14 protein-coding genes are annotated in these 16,421 nt (G+C 54.8%); 11 read left to right on the forward strand and 3 right to left on the reverse strand.

The window, feature by feature from the left end; all coding sequences use genetic code 11:
- Positions 1 to 270 precede the first annotated feature (270 nt).
- On the forward strand, positions 271 to 2,412 hold the full coding sequence (gene pqqU / locus EPIR_RS05635; RefSeq protein WP_023654351.1) for a TonB-dependent receptor PqqU: 2,142 nt from the start codon (positions 271 to 273) through the stop codon (positions 2,410 to 2,412).
- 166 nt (positions 2,413 to 2,578) lie between these two features.
- Positions 2,579 to 4,960, forward strand: coding sequence for a glucose/quinate/shikimate family membrane-bound PQQ-dependent dehydrogenase (locus tag EPIR_RS05640; RefSeq protein ID WP_023654352.1), 2,382 nt, complete (start codon positions 2,579 to 2,581; stop codon positions 4,958 to 4,960).
- A gap of 44 nt (positions 4,961 to 5,004) precedes the next feature.
- Here the strand turns inward: EPIR_RS05640 and EPIR_RS05645 are convergent, their stop codons facing one another.
- The gene (locus EPIR_RS05645) at positions 5,005 to 5,472 is read right to left on the reverse strand and encodes a pyridoxamine 5'-phosphate oxidase family protein (protein ID WP_048696981.1); all 468 of its coding nucleotides are present in this window, start codon (positions 5,470 to 5,472) and stop codon (positions 5,005 to 5,007) included.
- Positions 5,473 to 6,060: 588 nt separating this feature from the next.
- Here EPIR_RS05645 and arnB point away from each other — a divergent pair.
- The 9 genes from arnB to fetB are packed head-to-tail and all read left to right on the forward strand — an operon-like array spanning position 6,061 to position 14,879.
- A complete protein-coding gene (arnB, locus tag EPIR_RS05650; RefSeq protein ID WP_023654354.1) occupies positions 6,061 to 7,200 on the forward strand; it encodes a UDP-4-amino-4-deoxy-L-arabinose aminotransferase in 1,140 nt (379 codons plus the stop codon).
- A gap of 1 nt (position 7,201) precedes the next feature.
- Complete coding sequence (gene arnC / locus EPIR_RS05655) at positions 7,202 to 8,179, forward strand: undecaprenyl-phosphate 4-deoxy-4-formamido-L-arabinose transferase (RefSeq protein ID WP_023654355.1); 978 nt, start codon at positions 7,202 to 7,204, stop codon at positions 8,177 to 8,179.
- Positions 8,176 to 10,158: a bifunctional UDP-4-amino-4-deoxy-L-arabinose formyltransferase/UDP-glucuronic acid oxidase ArnA gene (arnA, locus tag EPIR_RS05660; RefSeq protein ID WP_023654356.1), complete on the forward strand. Its 1,983-nt coding sequence runs from the start codon at positions 8,176 to 8,178 to the stop codon at positions 10,156 to 10,158. Before arnC ends, arnA begins: the two co-directional genes overlap by 4 nt.
- Positions 10,155 to 11,045, forward strand: a complete 891-nt coding sequence (gene arnD, locus EPIR_RS05665; RefSeq protein WP_023654357.1) for a 4-deoxy-4-formamido-L-arabinose-phosphoundecaprenol deformylase — start codon at positions 10,155 to 10,157, stop codon at positions 11,043 to 11,045. Before arnA ends, arnD begins: the two co-directional genes overlap by 4 nt.
- Before the next feature lie 10 nt (positions 11,046 to 11,055).
- A complete protein-coding gene (gene arnT, locus EPIR_RS05670) occupies positions 11,056 to 12,717 on the forward strand; it encodes a lipid IV(A) 4-amino-4-deoxy-L-arabinosyltransferase (protein ID WP_023654358.1) in 1,662 nt (553 codons plus the stop codon).
- Entirely contained in the window at positions 12,714 to 13,040 is a 327-nt protein-coding gene (gene arnE, locus EPIR_RS05675; protein WP_023654359.1) for a 4-amino-4-deoxy-L-arabinose-phosphoundecaprenol flippase subunit ArnE, read from the forward strand. The genes arnT and arnE overlap by 4 nt, the downstream gene beginning before the upstream one ends.
- Positions 13,040 to 13,423, forward strand: coding sequence for a 4-amino-4-deoxy-L-arabinose-phosphoundecaprenol flippase subunit ArnF (arnF, locus tag EPIR_RS05680; RefSeq protein ID WP_023654360.1), 384 nt, complete (start codon positions 13,040 to 13,042; stop codon positions 13,421 to 13,423). Before arnE ends, arnF begins: the two co-directional genes overlap by 1 nt.
- Before the next feature lie 45 nt (positions 13,424 to 13,468).
- Positions 13,469 to 14,134, forward strand: coding sequence for an iron efflux ABC transporter ATP-binding subunit FetA (gene fetA / locus EPIR_RS05685; RefSeq protein WP_023654361.1), 666 nt, complete (start codon positions 13,469 to 13,471; stop codon positions 14,132 to 14,134).
- Positions 14,121 to 14,879, forward strand: coding sequence for an iron efflux ABC transporter permease subunit FetB (fetB, locus tag EPIR_RS05690; RefSeq protein ID WP_023654362.1), 759 nt, complete (start codon positions 14,121 to 14,123; stop codon positions 14,877 to 14,879). The genes fetA and fetB overlap by 14 nt, the downstream gene beginning before the upstream one ends.
- A gap of 93 nt (positions 14,880 to 14,972) precedes the next feature.
- Here the strand turns inward: fetB and EPIR_RS05695 are convergent, their stop codons facing one another.
- Entirely contained in the window at positions 14,973 to 15,227 is a 255-nt protein-coding gene (locus tag EPIR_RS05695) for a glycine zipper domain-containing protein (RefSeq protein WP_023654363.1), read from the reverse strand.
- A 186-nt stretch (positions 15,228 to 15,413) separates the two neighbouring features.
- The gene (gene cydB / locus EPIR_RS05700) at positions 15,414 to 16,421 is read right to left on the reverse strand and encodes a cytochrome d ubiquinol oxidase subunit II (RefSeq protein WP_023654364.1); all 1,008 of its coding nucleotides are present in this window, start codon (positions 16,419 to 16,421) and stop codon (positions 15,414 to 15,416) included.

Below are 16,421 nucleotides of genomic sequence, written 5' to 3' on the forward strand. Positions count from 1 at the left end.
CTAATGAGTGTTACAATCGCCAATAGATTGAGATCTGTGTCACAACTGTTGAATGATTTTTCCCCAAAGTGACGCGTTTCATCGGGGCAACCTCATGTTACAAGAAACTCAAAATTGGTGTTTTTACGCGCAAAATATTGTGCGGAGTATATACTTTTTTCAGCTTTGCCGGCCTTTGATGCTGGTGGATCTTCGGGAAGAGGGGAGCTTATTGGGTAGGGCTGGATAAGCTTTTTTTCGGGTGCTAAACAGACTTATCGAATCATCTCCGTGAATAATAAAATCTTACGTTTTTTTCTGACCTCTTTTTCGCTGGCACCTGCTGCTGTCAGCTATGCGCAATCTGATTCTGCTATCACTACGGGGCAGGAACCGTCGCTGATGGTGATAAAGCAACGTGGCGGATTGTCCGAGCTGGATACGCCTGCTGCGGTTAGCGTGGTGGACGGCGACGAGCTACGCCGCGCCAGCGCGCAGGTTAATCTCTCTGAAAATTTAGGCAGCGTTCCGGGGCTGCAAATCCAGAATCGCCAGAACTATGCGCAGGATCTACAGCTGTCGGTGCGCGGCTTTGGCAGTCGTTCGATGTATGGCGTGCGCGGCGTGCGGCTGTATGTCGATGGCATCCCCGCTACTATGCCGGACGGCCAGGGGCAGACGTCAAATATTGATATGAATTCGGTGGGCAAGGTCGAAGTACTGCGTGGGCCTTATTCCGCGTTGTACGGTAATGCTTCCGGCGGCGTGGTCAATATTGATACCTTTACTGGCAGCCAGCCCACCACGCTGGAAGCGGGAACCTATTTCGGCAGCTACGGTTCGTGGCGTAACAGCATAAAAGCCAGCGGTGCAACCGGCGACGGCAGCCAGGCAGGAGATGTCAATTACACCCTGTCCGGATCGCGTTTCACCACCCACGGCTATCGCGACCACAGCGGCACGCAGAAAAGCCTCGGTAATGGCAAGCTCGGCGTGCGGCTTGATGATGTCAGCACTCTGACGCTGATGTTTAACAGCGTATCGGTGGATGCCAACGATCCCGGCGGACTGACCGCAGAAGAGTACCGCGCTAACCCGCGCCAGTCGCCGCGTGGTGATGCATTTAATACGCGCAAGAGCCTCGACCAGACGCAGCTGGGTTTGCGCTATCAGCGCGAGTTCAGCGACAGCGACCGGCTGACGCTCACCACGTGGCACGGCGAACGCCACACCACCCAGTATCAGTCGATCCCGCAGGCACCGCAGCTTAACCCTGCCTATCCGGGTGGCGTGATTGTGCTGGAGCGCAAATATCAGGGCATTGATACCCGCTGGCAGCATGACGGCCAGCTGGGCGCAGTGCCGGTGACGCTAATCGGTGGGGTGGACTATGAAACCATGACCGAGCGCCGCCAGGGGTTCCAGAATTACAACCTGGTGGGTGGCGTTCCTGCTTTCGGTGAGAAAGGGGCACAGCGGCGCAATGAAAAAAATACCATGTGGAACCTGGACCCTTATTTGCAGACCAGCTGGCGGTTAACGCCGCAATGGACGCTGGATGCCGGGCTGCGTTACAGCACCGTCAGTTTTGATTCCACCGATTACTACATCACGACGGGCAACGGCGACGACAGCGGCAGCGCGCGCTATCACAAACTGCTGCCGATGGGCTCGCTGAATTATGCGGTCAGTGACGCATGGAATGTTTATCTCTCCGCCGGTCGCGGCTTCGAGACGCCGACGATTAACGAACTCTCCTATCGTTCAATTAACGGCAGCGTTACCGGGTTGAATCTCGGATTAAAACCGGCCACCAGCGATACGATTGAACTGGGCAGCAAAACCCGCATCGGCTACGGGCTGCTGACCGCCGCGCTGTTCCAGACCGATACCGACAATGAGCTGGTGGTGGATCAAAGTCAGTCTGGCCGCAGCGTATACAAAAACGCCGGGGAGACGCGCCGCCGTGGCCTGGAACTGGGCTTTGACCAGCAGTTTGCCACGGACTGGCGTGTGAAGCTCGCCTGGACGCTGCTGGATGCCACCTACCGCAATGAAACCTGTAGTGCGAAAAGCGTTTGTACTCCAGCGGGCAACCGTCTGCCGGGTATCGCGCGTAATATGGGCTACGCTTCACTGCAATATGCGCCGGAAAGCGGCTGGCACGCCGGGGCGGATATCCGCTACATGAGTCACATTCAGGCCAACGATGCTAACGATGCCCAGGCACCGTCTTACACCGTTGCCAGCCTGAACGGCGGTTACCGCTTTAACTGGGAACGCTGGTCACTGGATCTGTTTAGTCGCGTCGATAACCTGTTCGACCGCCAGTACATTGGCTCGGTTATCGTTAATGAAGGCAATAACCGCTACTTCGAACCAGCACCGGGGCGTAACTGGGGTGGCGGCGCCAACGTAAGCTATCAGTTTTAAATTTTCGTCGGGCGCAGCCCGGCAATAAATCCAGCAGGTGCCTGCCAGGGACACCTGCTTCAGTCCCGTAATAACAATACTGGATGGATAAGTAAGCATAAATGCGGGTTTTACAGGCGCGCTTTACGCTTCAACGAAGACTTTTAATTTGGATAAGGTTCAAACTATGCATAGTAAAGCATCAAGAATACTGATCCTGCTAACGGTTATATTCGCCGCGCTGAGTGGCTTATATCTGTTAATCGGCGGTATCTGGTTGGCTAAACTTGGCGGTTCTCTCTACTACATCATCGCTGGTGTGGTTCTGCTGATCACCGCATTCCTGCTGCACCGCCGTCGCGGTTCAGCGCTACTGTTGTACGCGCTGTTCCTGCTGGGCACGACAGTATGGTCGCTGTGGGAAGTGGGTTCTGACTTCTGGGCGTTGACTCCGCGTCTGGATATCACCTTCTTCCTCGGCCTATGGCTGGTATTGCCGTTTATCTGGCGTGAGCTGAATAGCAAAGGGGCATTCTCACGCGTTGCTCTCTCTGCCGTGCTGGTCTTTGTCGTAGCGGTTCTGGCCTATTCGGTATTTAACGACCCGCAGGAAATCAACGGGTCGCTCAATGCTGAACAGGCGGAAGCGGTGCCTGCTGAAGACGGCGTGGCGCCAGGCGACTGGCCGGCCTATGGTCGTACCCAGGGCGGGACGCGTTACTCTCCTCTGAAGCAGATTAACGATAAAAACGTGGGTGAACTACAGGAAGCCTGGACCTTCCAGACCGGCGATCTGAAATCCCCAAGCGATCCGGGTGAGCTTACCAATGAGGCAACCCCGATCAAAATCGGTAATGCACTCTATCTGTGTACCGCGCATCAGCAGCTGTTCGCGCTGGATGCGGCCACCGGTAAGAAGAAGTGGATGTTCGATCCGAAGTTGAAGCCGAATCCAACCTTCCAGCACGTGACCTGTCGCGGCGTTTCTTATTATCAAACCCCGCAGGCGGCTGCGACTCCGGCCGGAACCGAGCCTGCTCTCTGTTCTCGCCGTATTTTGTTGCCGGTCAATGACGGCAGCATGTATGCGCTGGACGCTGAAACGGGTGCTCTGTGCGAAGAGTTCGGCGATAAAGGCCGATTGAACCTACAGAGCAATATGCCTTATGCAAAAGTGGGTTCTTACGAGCCGACTTCACCGCCGATCGTCACGGCCACCAGTATTGTGATGGCGGGCGCGGTCACCGATAACTACTCCACCAAACAGCCATCCGGCGTGGTGCGTGGGTTTGATGTGAACACCGGCAAACTGCTGTGGGCATTTGATAGCGGAGCGAAAGATCCGAATCTGCTGCCGCATGACGAGCAGAAGTACACGCCGAACTCACCTAACTCATGGGCACCGGCAGCTTACGATGCCAAATTGGATCTGGTGTACCTGCCGATGGGCGTATCGACGCCTGATATCTGGGGCGGTCACCGCACCCCGGAAATGGAGCGTTTCGCCAACGGCATGCTGGCGCTGAATGCCACCACCGGCAAGCTGGCATGGTTCTATCAGACCGTGCATCACGATCTGTGGGATATGGACGTTCCCGCACAGCCTACCCTGGCGGATATCGACGACAAAGATGGCCACAAGGTTCCGGTGATTTATATCCCGACCAAAACCGGCGATATCTTTGTGCTGAACCGTACCAACGGTCAACCCGTGGTGCCAGCGCCGGAAATGGTGGTGCCGGGTGGCCCTGCTAAGGGCGATCGTCTTTCGCCGACTCAGCCATACTCTGAACTGAGCTTCCGTCCGAAAGCCCATCTAGCGGGTAAAGATATGTGGGGCGCGACCATCTACGATCAGCTGGTCTGTCGTGTGATGTTCCACCAGCTGCGTTATGAAGGTCCATTCACTCCGCCATCCGAGCAGGGCACGTTAGTGTTCCCGGGCAATCTCGGTATGTTTGAATGGGGCGGCATCGCGGTGGATGGCAATCGTCAGGTTGCCATCGCTAACCCAATGGCGCTGCCGTTCGTTTCCCGACTGATCCCGCGTGGGCCGGGTAATCCGATTGAGCCGGACGAGAATGACAAAGGCGGTACCGGTAGTGAGAAAGGCATTCAGCCGCAGTACGGACTGCCGTACGGCGTGACGTTGAATCCGTTCCTGTCGCCGATCGGTTTACCGTGCAAGCAGCCTTCATGGGGCTATATTTCTGCGGTTGATCTGAAGACCAACGACATCGTGTGGAAGAAACGTATCGGCACCGTGCGCGACAGTTCGCCACTGCCGCTGCCGTTTAAAATGGGCATGCCAATGCTGGGTGGACCCGTTGCCACGGCTGGCAACCTGTTCTTTATTGCGGCAACGGCGGATAACTATCTGCGTGCGTTTAACGTCAGTAACGGCAAACAGCTGTGGGAAGCACGTTTACCCGCAGGTGGTCAGGCTACGCCAATGACGTATGAAGTTAACGGCAAGCAGTACGTACTGATTTTTGCCGGTGGGCATGGCTCATTCGGCACCAAAATGGGCGACTATGTGAAGGCTTATGCACTGCCGGACAGCAAGTAAACGCTGACGGCTGACAAGGGCGACCCACACGGGTCGCCCTTTTTTTATGCCAGCGTTTTGAGTGCGCCGATCTGTTCACGCCAGCGGGCGACAGCGGCAGCTTCATCCTGTAGGCAAAAAGTTAAGCCGTTCACTACCGTGGCATAGGGCGCACGATGGAAACGAACCTGTTTAACATCGGCGCGGAAAACCGCCAGTTTTAACGCCGTCAACGTTTCCGGGCGCAAAGCCGCCCGTGCCTGAATTTCCAGCACGGCACCGTCCAGCACCAGGGCCAGGGTGATTTTACCGTCGCGCTTCAGATTGCGGGTGGTGGTTGAGTCCGGCCAGATGGCAAAAAGCAATTCATTGGGGGAGCGGGCGATAATCTCGCCCAGGCTGAGTTGAGCAGCGTAAGGCCAGCCATCCTCGCCCACGCTCGAAAGGCGGATAGCCTGGTGCAGGTGACTGTCGGGTAACGAACCGTCCAGTAGCTCCATCAGTTTGGTAGGCAGAGTGCCGTTATCAGTCATATCTCTTTCCTTATGCAATGAGGCGTCCAGTTTATCCTGTGTTGAAGAGGCTTCGCAGCATCGCTTTCGCTGATTTAGCATTTATGACCTCCGGCTTGTCCTTCTGCGCCATTTTTATCTGAGGTGCGCATGAGGAATGTCAAAAAATACCCGACATCGTCAGTCATCCGAATATTCAACCTCAATCATCGGGTAAGGCCAAAAGTGATGCCTGTGCTCTGGCTGCTGTCTGCACAACGTAATTGTTAGTTTTATTTATATTTTAGGATTTTATGCTCTCAAACAGTTGTGTATCTTTACTTTAGTTAAACGGTTATTAAACCGATTCATGGTACTTATTTCTGCTGACGAATATCTTAATTTTGCCCTAAGCAATTTCATTTAGACTCTATATAACAGGATATTGCTAACCTTAAAGAGTTAGGTTTAGCGTTTATGCTGCAGGGGTGTTTGTTTTTTGTGCGGTGAGAGGCGTAAGGGATGGTTTCCTCTTAACGGAAATGTTGTTGTCATTTTTCACACCGATTATAGATAGCAGAAGGGAAGCTCTCTCTGTGAGTACTTTTAACTGTTTAAAAAGGTTAATTAATGTCGGAATTTTTGCCTTTCTCGCGCCCGGCGATGGGTTCAGAAGAGCTGGCGGCAGTCGAAGAAGTACTGCGCTCGGGCTGGATCACTACCGGTCCGAAAAATCAGCAACTTGAACAGGCGTTTTGTCGACTGACCGGCAACCGTCACGCGATTGCCGTTTGCTCGGCAACGGCAGGTATGCATGTGGCACTGATGGCCCTGGGGATAGGTCCTGGCGATGAGGTGATCACGCCATCGCTAACCTGGGTATCAACCCTGAATATGATTGTACTGTTGGGGGCGACACCGGTGATGATCGATGTTGACCGCGACACGCTAATGGTCACTCCGGAACGTATTGAGGCGGCGATGACCGAGCGCACGCGCGCGATTGTACCGGTGCATTATGCGGGTGCTCCGGCGGATATTGATGCGATCCATGCGCTGGGTAAACGGCACGGTATCGCGGTCATCGACGACGCGGCACATGCGGCGGGAACTTACTACCGTGGCCGTCATGTTGGTGACAGTGGTACTGCTATTTTCTCCTTCCACGCGATCAAAAATATGAGCTGTGCCGAAGGCGGTATGGTGGTGACCGATGATGATGCGCTGGCAGACCGGATGCGCAGCCTGAAATTTCATGGGCTGGGCGTGGATGCGTTCGACCGTCAGACGCATGGCCGTGCGCCGCAGGCCGAAGTCCTGACGCCGGGGTACAAATACAACCTTGCCGATATCAATGCGGCGATTGCGCTGGTGCAACTGGATAAGCTGGCTGCGCACAATGCCCGCCGTGAGCAGATCGCCCAGCGCTACCTTAGTGAACTGGCTGACACGCCGTTCCTGCCGCTGGCACGTCCCGCCTGGCCACATCAACACGCCTGGCACCTGTTCATTCTGCGCGTTGACCGTGAGTCTTGCGGCCTGAGCCGCGATGAGCTGATGCAGCAATTGAAAGAGCAGGGCATTGGTACCGGGTTGCACTTCCGGGCGGCACATACCCAGAAATATTATCGAGATCGCTTCCCGCAGTTATCACTGCCGGAGACGGAATGGAATTCCGAGCGAATCTGCTCGATTCCGCTATTTCCAGGCATGAGCGATGGCGACTGCGATCGCGTCATTGCCGCCTTACGCACGCTGGCAGGGCGCTGATATGACAGAACAATTGATAAAAAAAGTCTCGATAGTGATCCCGGTTTATAACGAGCAGCAAAGCCTGCCCGAGCTGATGCGCCGCACCGATGCTGCGTGCGCACAGCTGGCGCTCGACTATGAAATTCTGCTGGTAGATGACGGCAGCAGCGATGATTCTGCCGCGATGCTGGTGGCAGCCGCTGAAGCCCCTGATAGCCATATTGTGGCCGTGTTGCTCAACCGCAACTATGGTCAGCACTCGGCGATTATGGCGGGCTTCAGCCATGTTAGCGGCGATCTGGTGATTACCCTTGATGCGGATTTACAGAATCCGCCGGAAGAGATCCCGCGTCTGGTGGCAACCGCGCAACAGGGTTATGACGTTGTGGGAACCGTGCGCCAGAATCGACAGGACAGCGGATTTCGTAAACTTGCCTCACGGATGATCAACCACCTTATCCAGCGTGCTACCGGCAAAGCGATGGGTGATTACGGCTGCATGCTACGCGCCTACAGACGTCATATTATTGATGCCATGTTGAACTGCCACGAGCGCAGCACCTTTATTCCCATTCTGGCGAATACCTTTGCCCGTCAGGCGACGGAAATCCCGGTATTGCACGCCGAGCGTGAATTTGGTGACTCGAAATACAGTCTGATGAGCCTGATCAATCTGATGTACGACCTGATCACCTGTCTGACCACCACGCCGCTGCGACTGCTCAGCGTATTCGGTAGCGTCATCGCTTTAATGGGCTTTGCTTTTTCACTGTTACTGATTGCCCTGCGCCTGTTCCTCGGCGCGGAATGGGCGGGGGACGGCGTGTTTGTGCTGTTCGCCGTGCTGTTTATTTTTATCGGCGCACAGTTTGTCGGTATGGGCCTGCTTGGCGAGTATATCGGGCGCATTTATAACGATGTCCGCGCTCGCCCCCGCTATTTTATTCAACGCGTTGTTAGTCGCGACGCAGACTGCACAAAGGATAAGAAATTATGAAAGCTGTGGTATTTGCCTACCATGACATTGGTTGCACCGGGATCCGCGCGCTGGCTGAAGCCGGTTATGAGATCGCTGCTATTTTCACCCATGCGGACAATGCCGCAGAAAATCACTTCTTTGCTTCGGTAGCACGCACTGCTGCCGAGTTAGGTGTTCCCGTTTATGCGCCTGAAGATGCTAACCATCCGTTATGGATTGAGCGCATTCGGGAAATGAACCCGGATGCCATCTTCTCGTTCCACTATCGGCATATGCTGAATGACGACATCATTAACAGTGCCAACCTCGGCGCCTTCAATCTGCATGCCTCACTGCTGCCTAAGTATCGCGGCAGGGCACCGCTGAACTGGGTATTAGTCAACGGTGAGCAGGAAACCGGCGTCACGCTGCATCGTATGGTGAAGCGTGCCGATGCCGGTGCGATTATTGCCCAGAAAAAAGTCAAGATTGCCGAACATGATGATGCACTGACGTTGCATCGCAAAGTCTGCGCAGCGGCGGGCGAACTGCTGGCTGAAGCGCTGCCGGGCATTCAGAAAGGCGATTTTAGTGAGCATCCGCAGGACGAGAGCCAGGCCAGCTATGTGGGCCGCCGTACCCCGGAAGATGGGCGTATAGATTGGCATCTCCCGGCCCAGCGAATTTACAACCTGGTGCGTGCGGTGACCGATCCGTGGCCGGGTGCATTCAGCTACGTGGGAACCGGTAAATTTATCGTCTGGCAGGCAAAAGTGCATCACGACCGTCCGGCAGCGAAGCCGGGTACGATACTTTCTGTCGCGCCGTTCGTGGTGGCTTGCGCAGAAGGCGCGCTGGAAATTGTGACCGGACAAAGCGATAGCGGCGTGTATATGCAGGGCAGTCAGCTGGCTCAAACGCTGGGTCTGGTCGCTGGTGGACTGCTACACAATCATCCCGCCGCCGTGGCGAAACGCCGCACTCGCGTTCTGATCCTCGGCGTGAACGGTTTTATCGGTAATCATCTGACCGAGCGTCTTCTGGTAGACGATAATTTTGAAGTGTTCGGGCTGGATATCGGGTCTGATGCGATCGGTCGCTTTATTGGCCACGAGCGTTTCCACTTCGTCGAGGGCGATATCAGCATCCACTCGGAGTGGATCGAATATCACATTAAGAAATGTGATGTTGTGCTGCCGCTGGTGGCGATTGCTACGCCAATAGAATATACCCGTAATCCACTGCGCGTGTTTGAACTGGATTTCGAAGAGAACCTGAAAATTATCCGCGACTGTGTGAAATACAAAAAGCGTATCATTTTCCCCTCCACGTCTGAAGTTTACGGTATGTGCACCGATGCAACCTTTGACGAGGATAGTTCCAATCTGGTGGTCGGGCCGATCAATAAACAGCGCTGGATCTACTCGGTATCTAAACAACTGCTTGACCGGGTTATCTGGGCCTATGGCGATAAAGAAGGGTTGCGCTTCACCCTCTTCCGTCCATTTAACTGGATGGGGCCACGACTGGATAACCTGAATGCGGCACGTATCGGCAGTTCGCGCGCTATTACCCAGCTGATCCTCAATCTGGTGGAAGGCTCACCGATCAAACTGATTGACGGAGGGCGTCAGAAGCGATGCTTTACCGATATCCACGACGGTATTGAAGCCTTGTTCCTTATCATCGAGAACAAGCAGCAAAACTGTGATGGACAGATTATCAACATCGGTAACCCGGAAAATGAAGCCAGCATTAAACAACTGGCCGAACAGCTGCTGGAAAGTTTTGAGCGCCATCCGTTACGCGATCGATTCCCGCCGTTTGCCGGTTTCCGCGAAGTGGAAAGCAGCAGCTACTACGGTAAAGGCTATCAGGATGTTGAACACCGTAAGCCTTCTATTCGTAATGCGAAGCGATTGCTGAACTGGCAGCCAAAAGTCGTGATGGATAAGACCATCGACGATACGCTTGACTTCTTTTTGCAAAGCGTTGAATCAGGAGACGCTGAAGCATGATCGATGTTGGCCTGCGTATCGATGTCGATACCTGGCGCGGTACGCGTGACGGGGTGCCACGCCTGCTCTCTATACTGCAACGTCAGCAAACTCGCGGCAGCTTTTTCTTCAGCGTCGGGCCGGATAATATGGGCCGCCATTTATGGCGGCTGTTAAAACCGCGTTTTCTCTGGAAGATGTTGCGTTCGAATGCTGCCTCTCTGTATGGCTGGGACATTCTGCTGGCCGGTACGGCGTGGCCTGGCCGGCGTATTGGTCAGGGGCTGGCTAAGGTGATCCGCGCGACTGCCCGGCAGCATGAAATTGGTCTGCATGCCTGGGATCATTTTGCCTGGCAAACCTGGGCAGGGGTTTGGCCTGCTGAACGCCTGAGCGCTGAAATCCGGCGTGGTGTGGACGCTTTGGCCCACATCGTGGGTCAGCCGATTGACTGTTCGGCGGTGGCGGGTTGGCGTGCGGATGGTCAGGTGGTTGCCGCTAAGCAGCCTTTTGACTTCACCTACAACAGCGACTGTCGCGGCGTCCGGCCGTTTCGGCCGCAGTTGTCGGATGGCAGTCTGGGTACGGTACAAATCCCGGTGACCTTGCCAACATGGGACGAGGTGATTGGCAGCGACGTGACGCGCGAGGGGTACAACGATTTCATCCTTGATCAAATCACCCATCATCAGGGCGTGCCGGTCTACACCATTCATGCAGAGGTGGAAGGCATTGTGCTCAGCGAGATGTTCGAGAATCTGCTGGTAGAGGCTGAAAAGCGGGGTATTCGTTTTTGTCCACTGAGCGAGTTACTGCCGCAGGACATCACGCAGCTGCCGGTGGGTAAAATTGTACGGGGGCATTTGCCCGGCCGTGAAGGTTGGCTTGGATGCCAGCAACTATCCTGAGTGATTAACAATGAAATACACCCGTTATGCACTTTTATTGCCACTTTTCTATGCGCTGTATTACTTAATTCCGCTGGAAATACGTGCGCTGTGGCAGCCAGATGAAGTTCGTTATGCCGAGATCAGCCGTGAAATGTTGGTGAACGGCAACTGGGTCGTGCCGCACTTCCTCGATTTGCGATATTTCGAAAAGCCGATAGCCGGATACTGGATTAACAGCATCGGGCAGTGGCTGTTTGGCAGTAACAACTTTGCCGTGCGTATCGGTTCGGTTTTTTCGATCACACTGAGCGCGCTGCTGGTTTACTGGCTGGCATTGCGTCTTTGGCAGCAGCGCAGCAGTGCACTGCTGTCTGCGGTAGTGTTTCTGACCTGCCTGCTGGTCTATGGCGTGGGCAGTTATGCGGTGCTTGATCCGATGGTCACGCTGTGGCTGGTGGCGGCAATGTGCAGCTTCTGGTTTGCGGCGCAAAGCGCGGGCAGGCTGCAGAAGGTATCGGGTTGGTTATTGCTTGGGCTGGCCTGCGGCATGGGGATGATGACCAAAGGATTCCTGGCGCTGGCGGTTCCCGTGGTGGCTATCGTGCCGTGGATGATCTGGCAGCGGCGTTTTAAAGAGCTGTTGCTGTTCGGGCCGCTGGCGTTGCTCAGTGCGGCTTTGATCTCCGTTCCCTGGGCAATCAGCATCGCCCGTCAGGAGCCTGATTTCTGGCATTATTTCTTCTGGGTGGAGCATATTCAGCGCTTTGCACAGAGCGATGCGCAGCATAAGGCACCGTTCTGGTATTACCTGCCAATGCTGCTCGCCGGGACGCTGCCGTGGGTGGGGCTTTTGCCGGGTGCTCTTCAGCGCGCCTGGCGGGAACGTGGCGAAAACAGCGGCTCGCTCTATTTACTCTGTTGGACGTTGATGCCGCTACTGTTTTTCAGCCTGGCAAAAGGCAAGCTGCCGACCTATATTCTGCCCTGTTTTGCTCCATTAGCGATATTACTGGCGCATCACGGCATAAAAGCCGCGTCCGCCGGAGGAAAGGCGTTAAAAGCTAATGCGATAATAAATATCGCTTTCGGCGTGATAGCGACACTGGCGGTGATACTGGTGCTCGCGCCGTGGGGATGGGCTCATCATCCGCTTTATGCTAAGTCGGAAATCATCAAGGTATTGCTGGGGGCGAGCGCGTTTCTGTTCTGGGCGGCGGTTGGTGTGGCAAGTCTGGTTGCTGGCGCAAGGCACTGGCGGCTGGCGGCACTGTGTCCTCTCGGGCTGGCGTTGTTGGTTGGTGCGGTCATTCCTGATAAGGTTATCGACTCAAAACAGCCACAGTCGTTCATTGCCGCTAACGATGAAACGCTACAGCACAGCCGCTTTGTGCTGGCCAATGAAGTTGGCCTGGCTTCCACAGTGGCATGGGAGTTGAAACGCAGTGATATCCTGCTTTTCGATCGTCATGGCGAACTGGAGTATGGACTCAGTTATCCTGATGCAAAAGGGCGCTTTGTTGGCCTCGAAGCGTTTAGCCACTGGTTGAGTGCACATCGGCGCGAGGGCGGCGTCTCTCTGCTTATGAAGCTGTCTAATGATGACCAGTATATTGATGAGCGTATACCGGTGCCCGATCAGAAGTATCACCGTGGCCGACTGGTGCTCTGGTACTATTCGCAGCAGCCATGAGTATCCTGCTGATCATACTGGCCAGTCTGTTGAGCTGCGCCGGGCAACTGTGCCAAAAGCAGGCGACCACCGTGAGCGGGGGTCGCCGCCCTCTGTTGTTGTGGTTGGGGGGCAGCATTCTGATGCTGGGGTTGGCAATGGTGATATGGCTACGGGTGTTACAGACGGTGCCGGTTGGCGTGGCCTATCCGATGCTGAGCCTCAATTTTATTTTCGTGACTCTCGCCGCACGCTGGCTATGGCGTGAAACCCTGTCATTGCGCCATGCGTTGGGGGTGGTACTGATTGTCGCAGGCGTCGCCATCATGGGGAGCTATACCTGATGGGGCTGCTGTTTGCGTTAGGCAGCGTAGTGCTGGTGAGTGCCGCACAGCTGTTACTGAAATGGGCAATGATGCAGCTGCCTAATATCAGTCGGCTGCCGCAGTTTCTTTCTTCCTTAAGTCATCTACCCTTGCCGACAGCGGCTCTGTTGCTGGGGCTGTTGGCCTATGCACTGTCGATGCTTTGCTGGCTGCTGGCGCTTAAACGTTTACCGCTAAGCCGGGCTTACCCGTTACTGAGTCTGAGCTATCTGTTGGTATGGCTGGCTGCGCTTTGGTTGCCGGGCCTGAATGAAGCCTTTCATTGGGGCAAACTAGCGGGAGCAAGTCTGATCGTTGGCGGGCTGCTGCTGATATGCTGGCCTGCGGCAAAAAGGCGCTAATATTGCTATTATCTCGCCTTTAAACACCAGGATTAAGCGCAACAAATGAACGCTCATTTCCCTCTCCTACAGGTCAGAGAGGTCTCTTTTGCCCTACAGGGAAAAACCCTGTTGGCACCTGTCTCGTTGAATCTGAACAAAGGTGAATTTCTCTGGCTAACCGGGCCTTCCGGGGCGGGAAAAAGCACCTTACTGAAAATCATCGCTTCTTTACTCACCCCTTCGTCGGGTGAAGTGTGCTTAGACGGGCAGCGTGCGGCCGGGATGAGGGCCGAAGTCTGGCGTCAGCGCGTATCCTATGTCTTTCAGACACCACAGCTTTTTGGCCGCACGGTCTATGACAACCTGGCGTTTCCCTATGAGATCCGCCAGCATCCTGTCGATCGACAGGGATTATATGCGTGGCTGGAAAAGCTCAACCTGCCCGCCGAGGTGCTCGACAGGCCTGTTGACCAGCTTTCAGGCGGTGAAAAACAGCGCGTGGCGCTGCTGCGTAATCTGCAGTTTACGCCGCAGGTTTTGCTGCTGGATGAAATTACCAGTGCGCTAGACGAAGTGAATAAACAGGCGGTGCAGCAACTGATTGAGCAGCAATTGCTACTGGGGACAGCGGCTATCTGGATAAGCCACGACGGGCATCAAATCCGCAGTGGGCATCGCGTACTGACCTTGCCCTCCGTCGCTAACGGGAGTGATGATGGACCAGCATAATATCAGTAATCAGTCTCTGGGAATGGCGCTGGCGCTGGTGCTGATTGCGCTGCTACTCAGCAATCGAGAGCGACTGGGGTTGGAAAAGGATATTGTCTGGAGTGTGCTGCGAGCAATCGTTCAGCTGGTCATCGTCGGCTATGTGCTGAAGTCTGTTTTTGACCTCGATAACCGCTGGCTAACGCTGCTGATGGTGTTGTTTATTTGCGTCAATGCGGCGCTGAATGCCAAAAAGCGCAGCCAGGCTATCGACAAAGGTTTCCTTATTGCGTTTATCGCTATCACCCTGGGCACGATCCTGACGCTGATTATTCTGCTGTTGACCGGCTCCATTGCCTTTATACCGATGCAGGTGATCCCAATTTCAGGAATGATTGCGGGTAACGCCATGGTCGCGGTCGGTTTATGTTTCACTCATCTCAATCAGCGCGTCAGCGACAACCGTCAGCGCATTGAAGAGATGCTAAGTCTTGGCGCCAGCACCCGGCGCGCATCAGCGGCGATCGTGCGTGACAGTATTCGTGCCGCGTTGATCCCAACCGTCGACGCGGCCAAAACCGTTGGGCTGGTGAGTTTACCCGGCATGATGTCCGGGCTTATCTTTGCCGGAATCGACCCGGTTAAAGCTATTAAGTATCAAATTATGGTGACTTTTATGTTGCTGGGCACGGCCAGCCTGTCGACTATGATTGCAGGCTATATGGCGATTAAGCGCTTTTTCAACCAGCGGGATCAGCTTCGATAGCCTCTTAAAGAGAATGATCCTGCCGGGCGGCAGGCAAATAAAGGGCAAAAAAAACGCCCGTATGAGGGCGTTTATCATCACAGCGTGTTGAGCTTAACGGCGACCGAGCAGTTTCGCTGCCAGGAAGCCCACGCCTGCGGCGATGGCCAGTGAGACCAGCGGTGCATCCTGAGTTTTATTCTTAACGCAGTCTAGCGCATCATCCACCGCATATGAGGCTTTTGCCGCATGCTGGCGTACTTTGCCTTTGAATTCATGCTCTGGCGAGTCTACGGCTTTACCCAACTCTTCCTGACCTTTGCCGACGGCTTCTTGTGCTTTATCGTTAGCTTTATCAAACAGACTCATTGTGCCTCCTTGGATGGCATGGCTTCTCTAAATCAGAACTATAAGCGTAGACCACCACAGGGATTCTGCCGCGATATTTTGTGTAAAGATATGAATGGATAGAAGAACTTTGTTGGTTAGAGCGGTTTGTTACAGAGAATTCGGCGGGAAGAAAAAGGGCAGACCTCGCGGTCTGCCCAATAACTGTCAGTGGTAACCTTCGTCAGGTTTAATTTTTCCACGGAACACGTAGTAGCTCCAGAAGGTGTACACCAGGATAACCGGGATGATCAGCAGTCCACCCACCAGCATAAAGCCCTGACTCTGCGGCGGAGATGCGGCATCCCAGATAGTGATGGCCGGTGGAATGATATTCGGCCAGATGCTGATGCCCAGACCGGTAAAGCCGAGAAATACCAGCGCCAGCGTCAGCAGGAATGGCGTATAGTGCGCGTGGCGGTTTAGCGCGCGCCAAAGCCCCCAGGCTGCCGCTAAAACCAGTACCGGCACCGGCATAAACCAGAACAGGTTAGGTCGGCTAAACCAGCGTTGCATAATCTCCGCGTGCGCCAGCGGCGTCCAGATACTGACGACGGCGATCACCACCAGCAGGGCGATCAGCAGTGGTTTGGTGAGCGCGGTCATTTTGCGGTGCAGCTCATTTTCCGTTTTCATGATAAGCCAGGTGCTACCCAGCAGGGCATATGCCAGCACCAGGCCCACGCCACAGAACAGGTTAAACGGCGTCAGCCACACCAGCTCCGGGCCGCTGTAGGTGCGGCCAGTGACTTCCAGGCCGTTAATCACGGATCCTAATACGACGCCCTGGCTGAAGGTGGCAACGAAAGACCCACCGATAAACGCCTTGTCCCAAAAGGGGCGGTGCTCTTCGGTGGCCTTAAAACGAAACTCAAATGCCACGCCACGGAATATCAGGCCGATCAACATGATCGTCAGCGGGGCGGCCAGCGCATCAGTGATCACCGCGTAGGCCAGCGGGAAAGCGCCAAACAGCGCGGCACCGCCGAGAATAAGCCAGGTTTCGTTACCGTCCCATACCGGGGCAACGGTATTCACCATCATATCGCGCTCGATCGGATCTTTATTGAATGGAAAGAGAATACCGATCCCGAGATCGAAGCCATCCATGATGATATACATCAGGGTGGCGAAGATGATGATAGTAAACCAGATAACTGAGAGATCGATGCCCAC

Origin of the sequence: Erwinia piriflorinigrans CFBP 5888, from assembly GCF_001050515.1 — a bacterium.
GTDB lineage: Bacteria > Pseudomonadota > Gammaproteobacteria > Enterobacterales > Enterobacteriaceae > Erwinia > Erwinia piriflorinigrans.

Coding starts and splice junctions, on each gene's coding strand:
- fetB (WP_023654362.1), top strand. CDS start 14,121: ATGGACCAGCATAATATCAGTAATCAGTCTCTGGGAATGGCGCTGGCG.
- arnA (WP_023654356.1), top strand. CDS start 8,176: ATGAAAGCTGTGGTATTTGCCTACCATGACATTGGTTGCACCGGGATC.
- arnB (WP_023654354.1), top strand. CDS start 6,061: ATGTCGGAATTTTTGCCTTTCTCGCGCCCGGCGATGGGTTCAGAAGAG.
- EPIR_RS05640 (WP_023654352.1), top strand. CDS start 2,579: ATGCATAGTAAAGCATCAAGAATACTGATCCTGCTAACGGTTATATTC.
- EPIR_RS05695 (WP_023654363.1), bottom strand. CDS start 15,227: ATGAGTCTGTTTGATAAAGCTAACGATAAAGCACAAGAAGCCGTCGGC.
- arnD (WP_023654357.1), top strand. CDS start 10,155: ATGATCGATGTTGGCCTGCGTATCGATGTCGATACCTGGCGCGGTACG.
- arnT (WP_023654358.1), top strand. CDS start 11,056: ATGAAATACACCCGTTATGCACTTTTATTGCCACTTTTCTATGCGCTG.
- arnC (WP_023654355.1), top strand. CDS start 7,202: ATGACAGAACAATTGATAAAAAAAGTCTCGATAGTGATCCCGGTTTAT.
- fetA (WP_023654361.1), top strand. CDS start 13,469: ATGAACGCTCATTTCCCTCTCCTACAGGTCAGAGAGGTCTCTTTTGCC.
- EPIR_RS05645 (WP_048696981.1), bottom strand. CDS start 5,472: ATGACTGATAACGGCACTCTGCCTACCAAACTGATGGAGCTACTGGAC.
- arnE (WP_023654359.1), top strand. CDS start 12,714: ATGAGTATCCTGCTGATCATACTGGCCAGTCTGTTGAGCTGCGCCGGG.
- arnF (WP_023654360.1), top strand. CDS start 13,040: ATGGGGCTGCTGTTTGCGTTAGGCAGCGTAGTGCTGGTGAGTGCCGCA.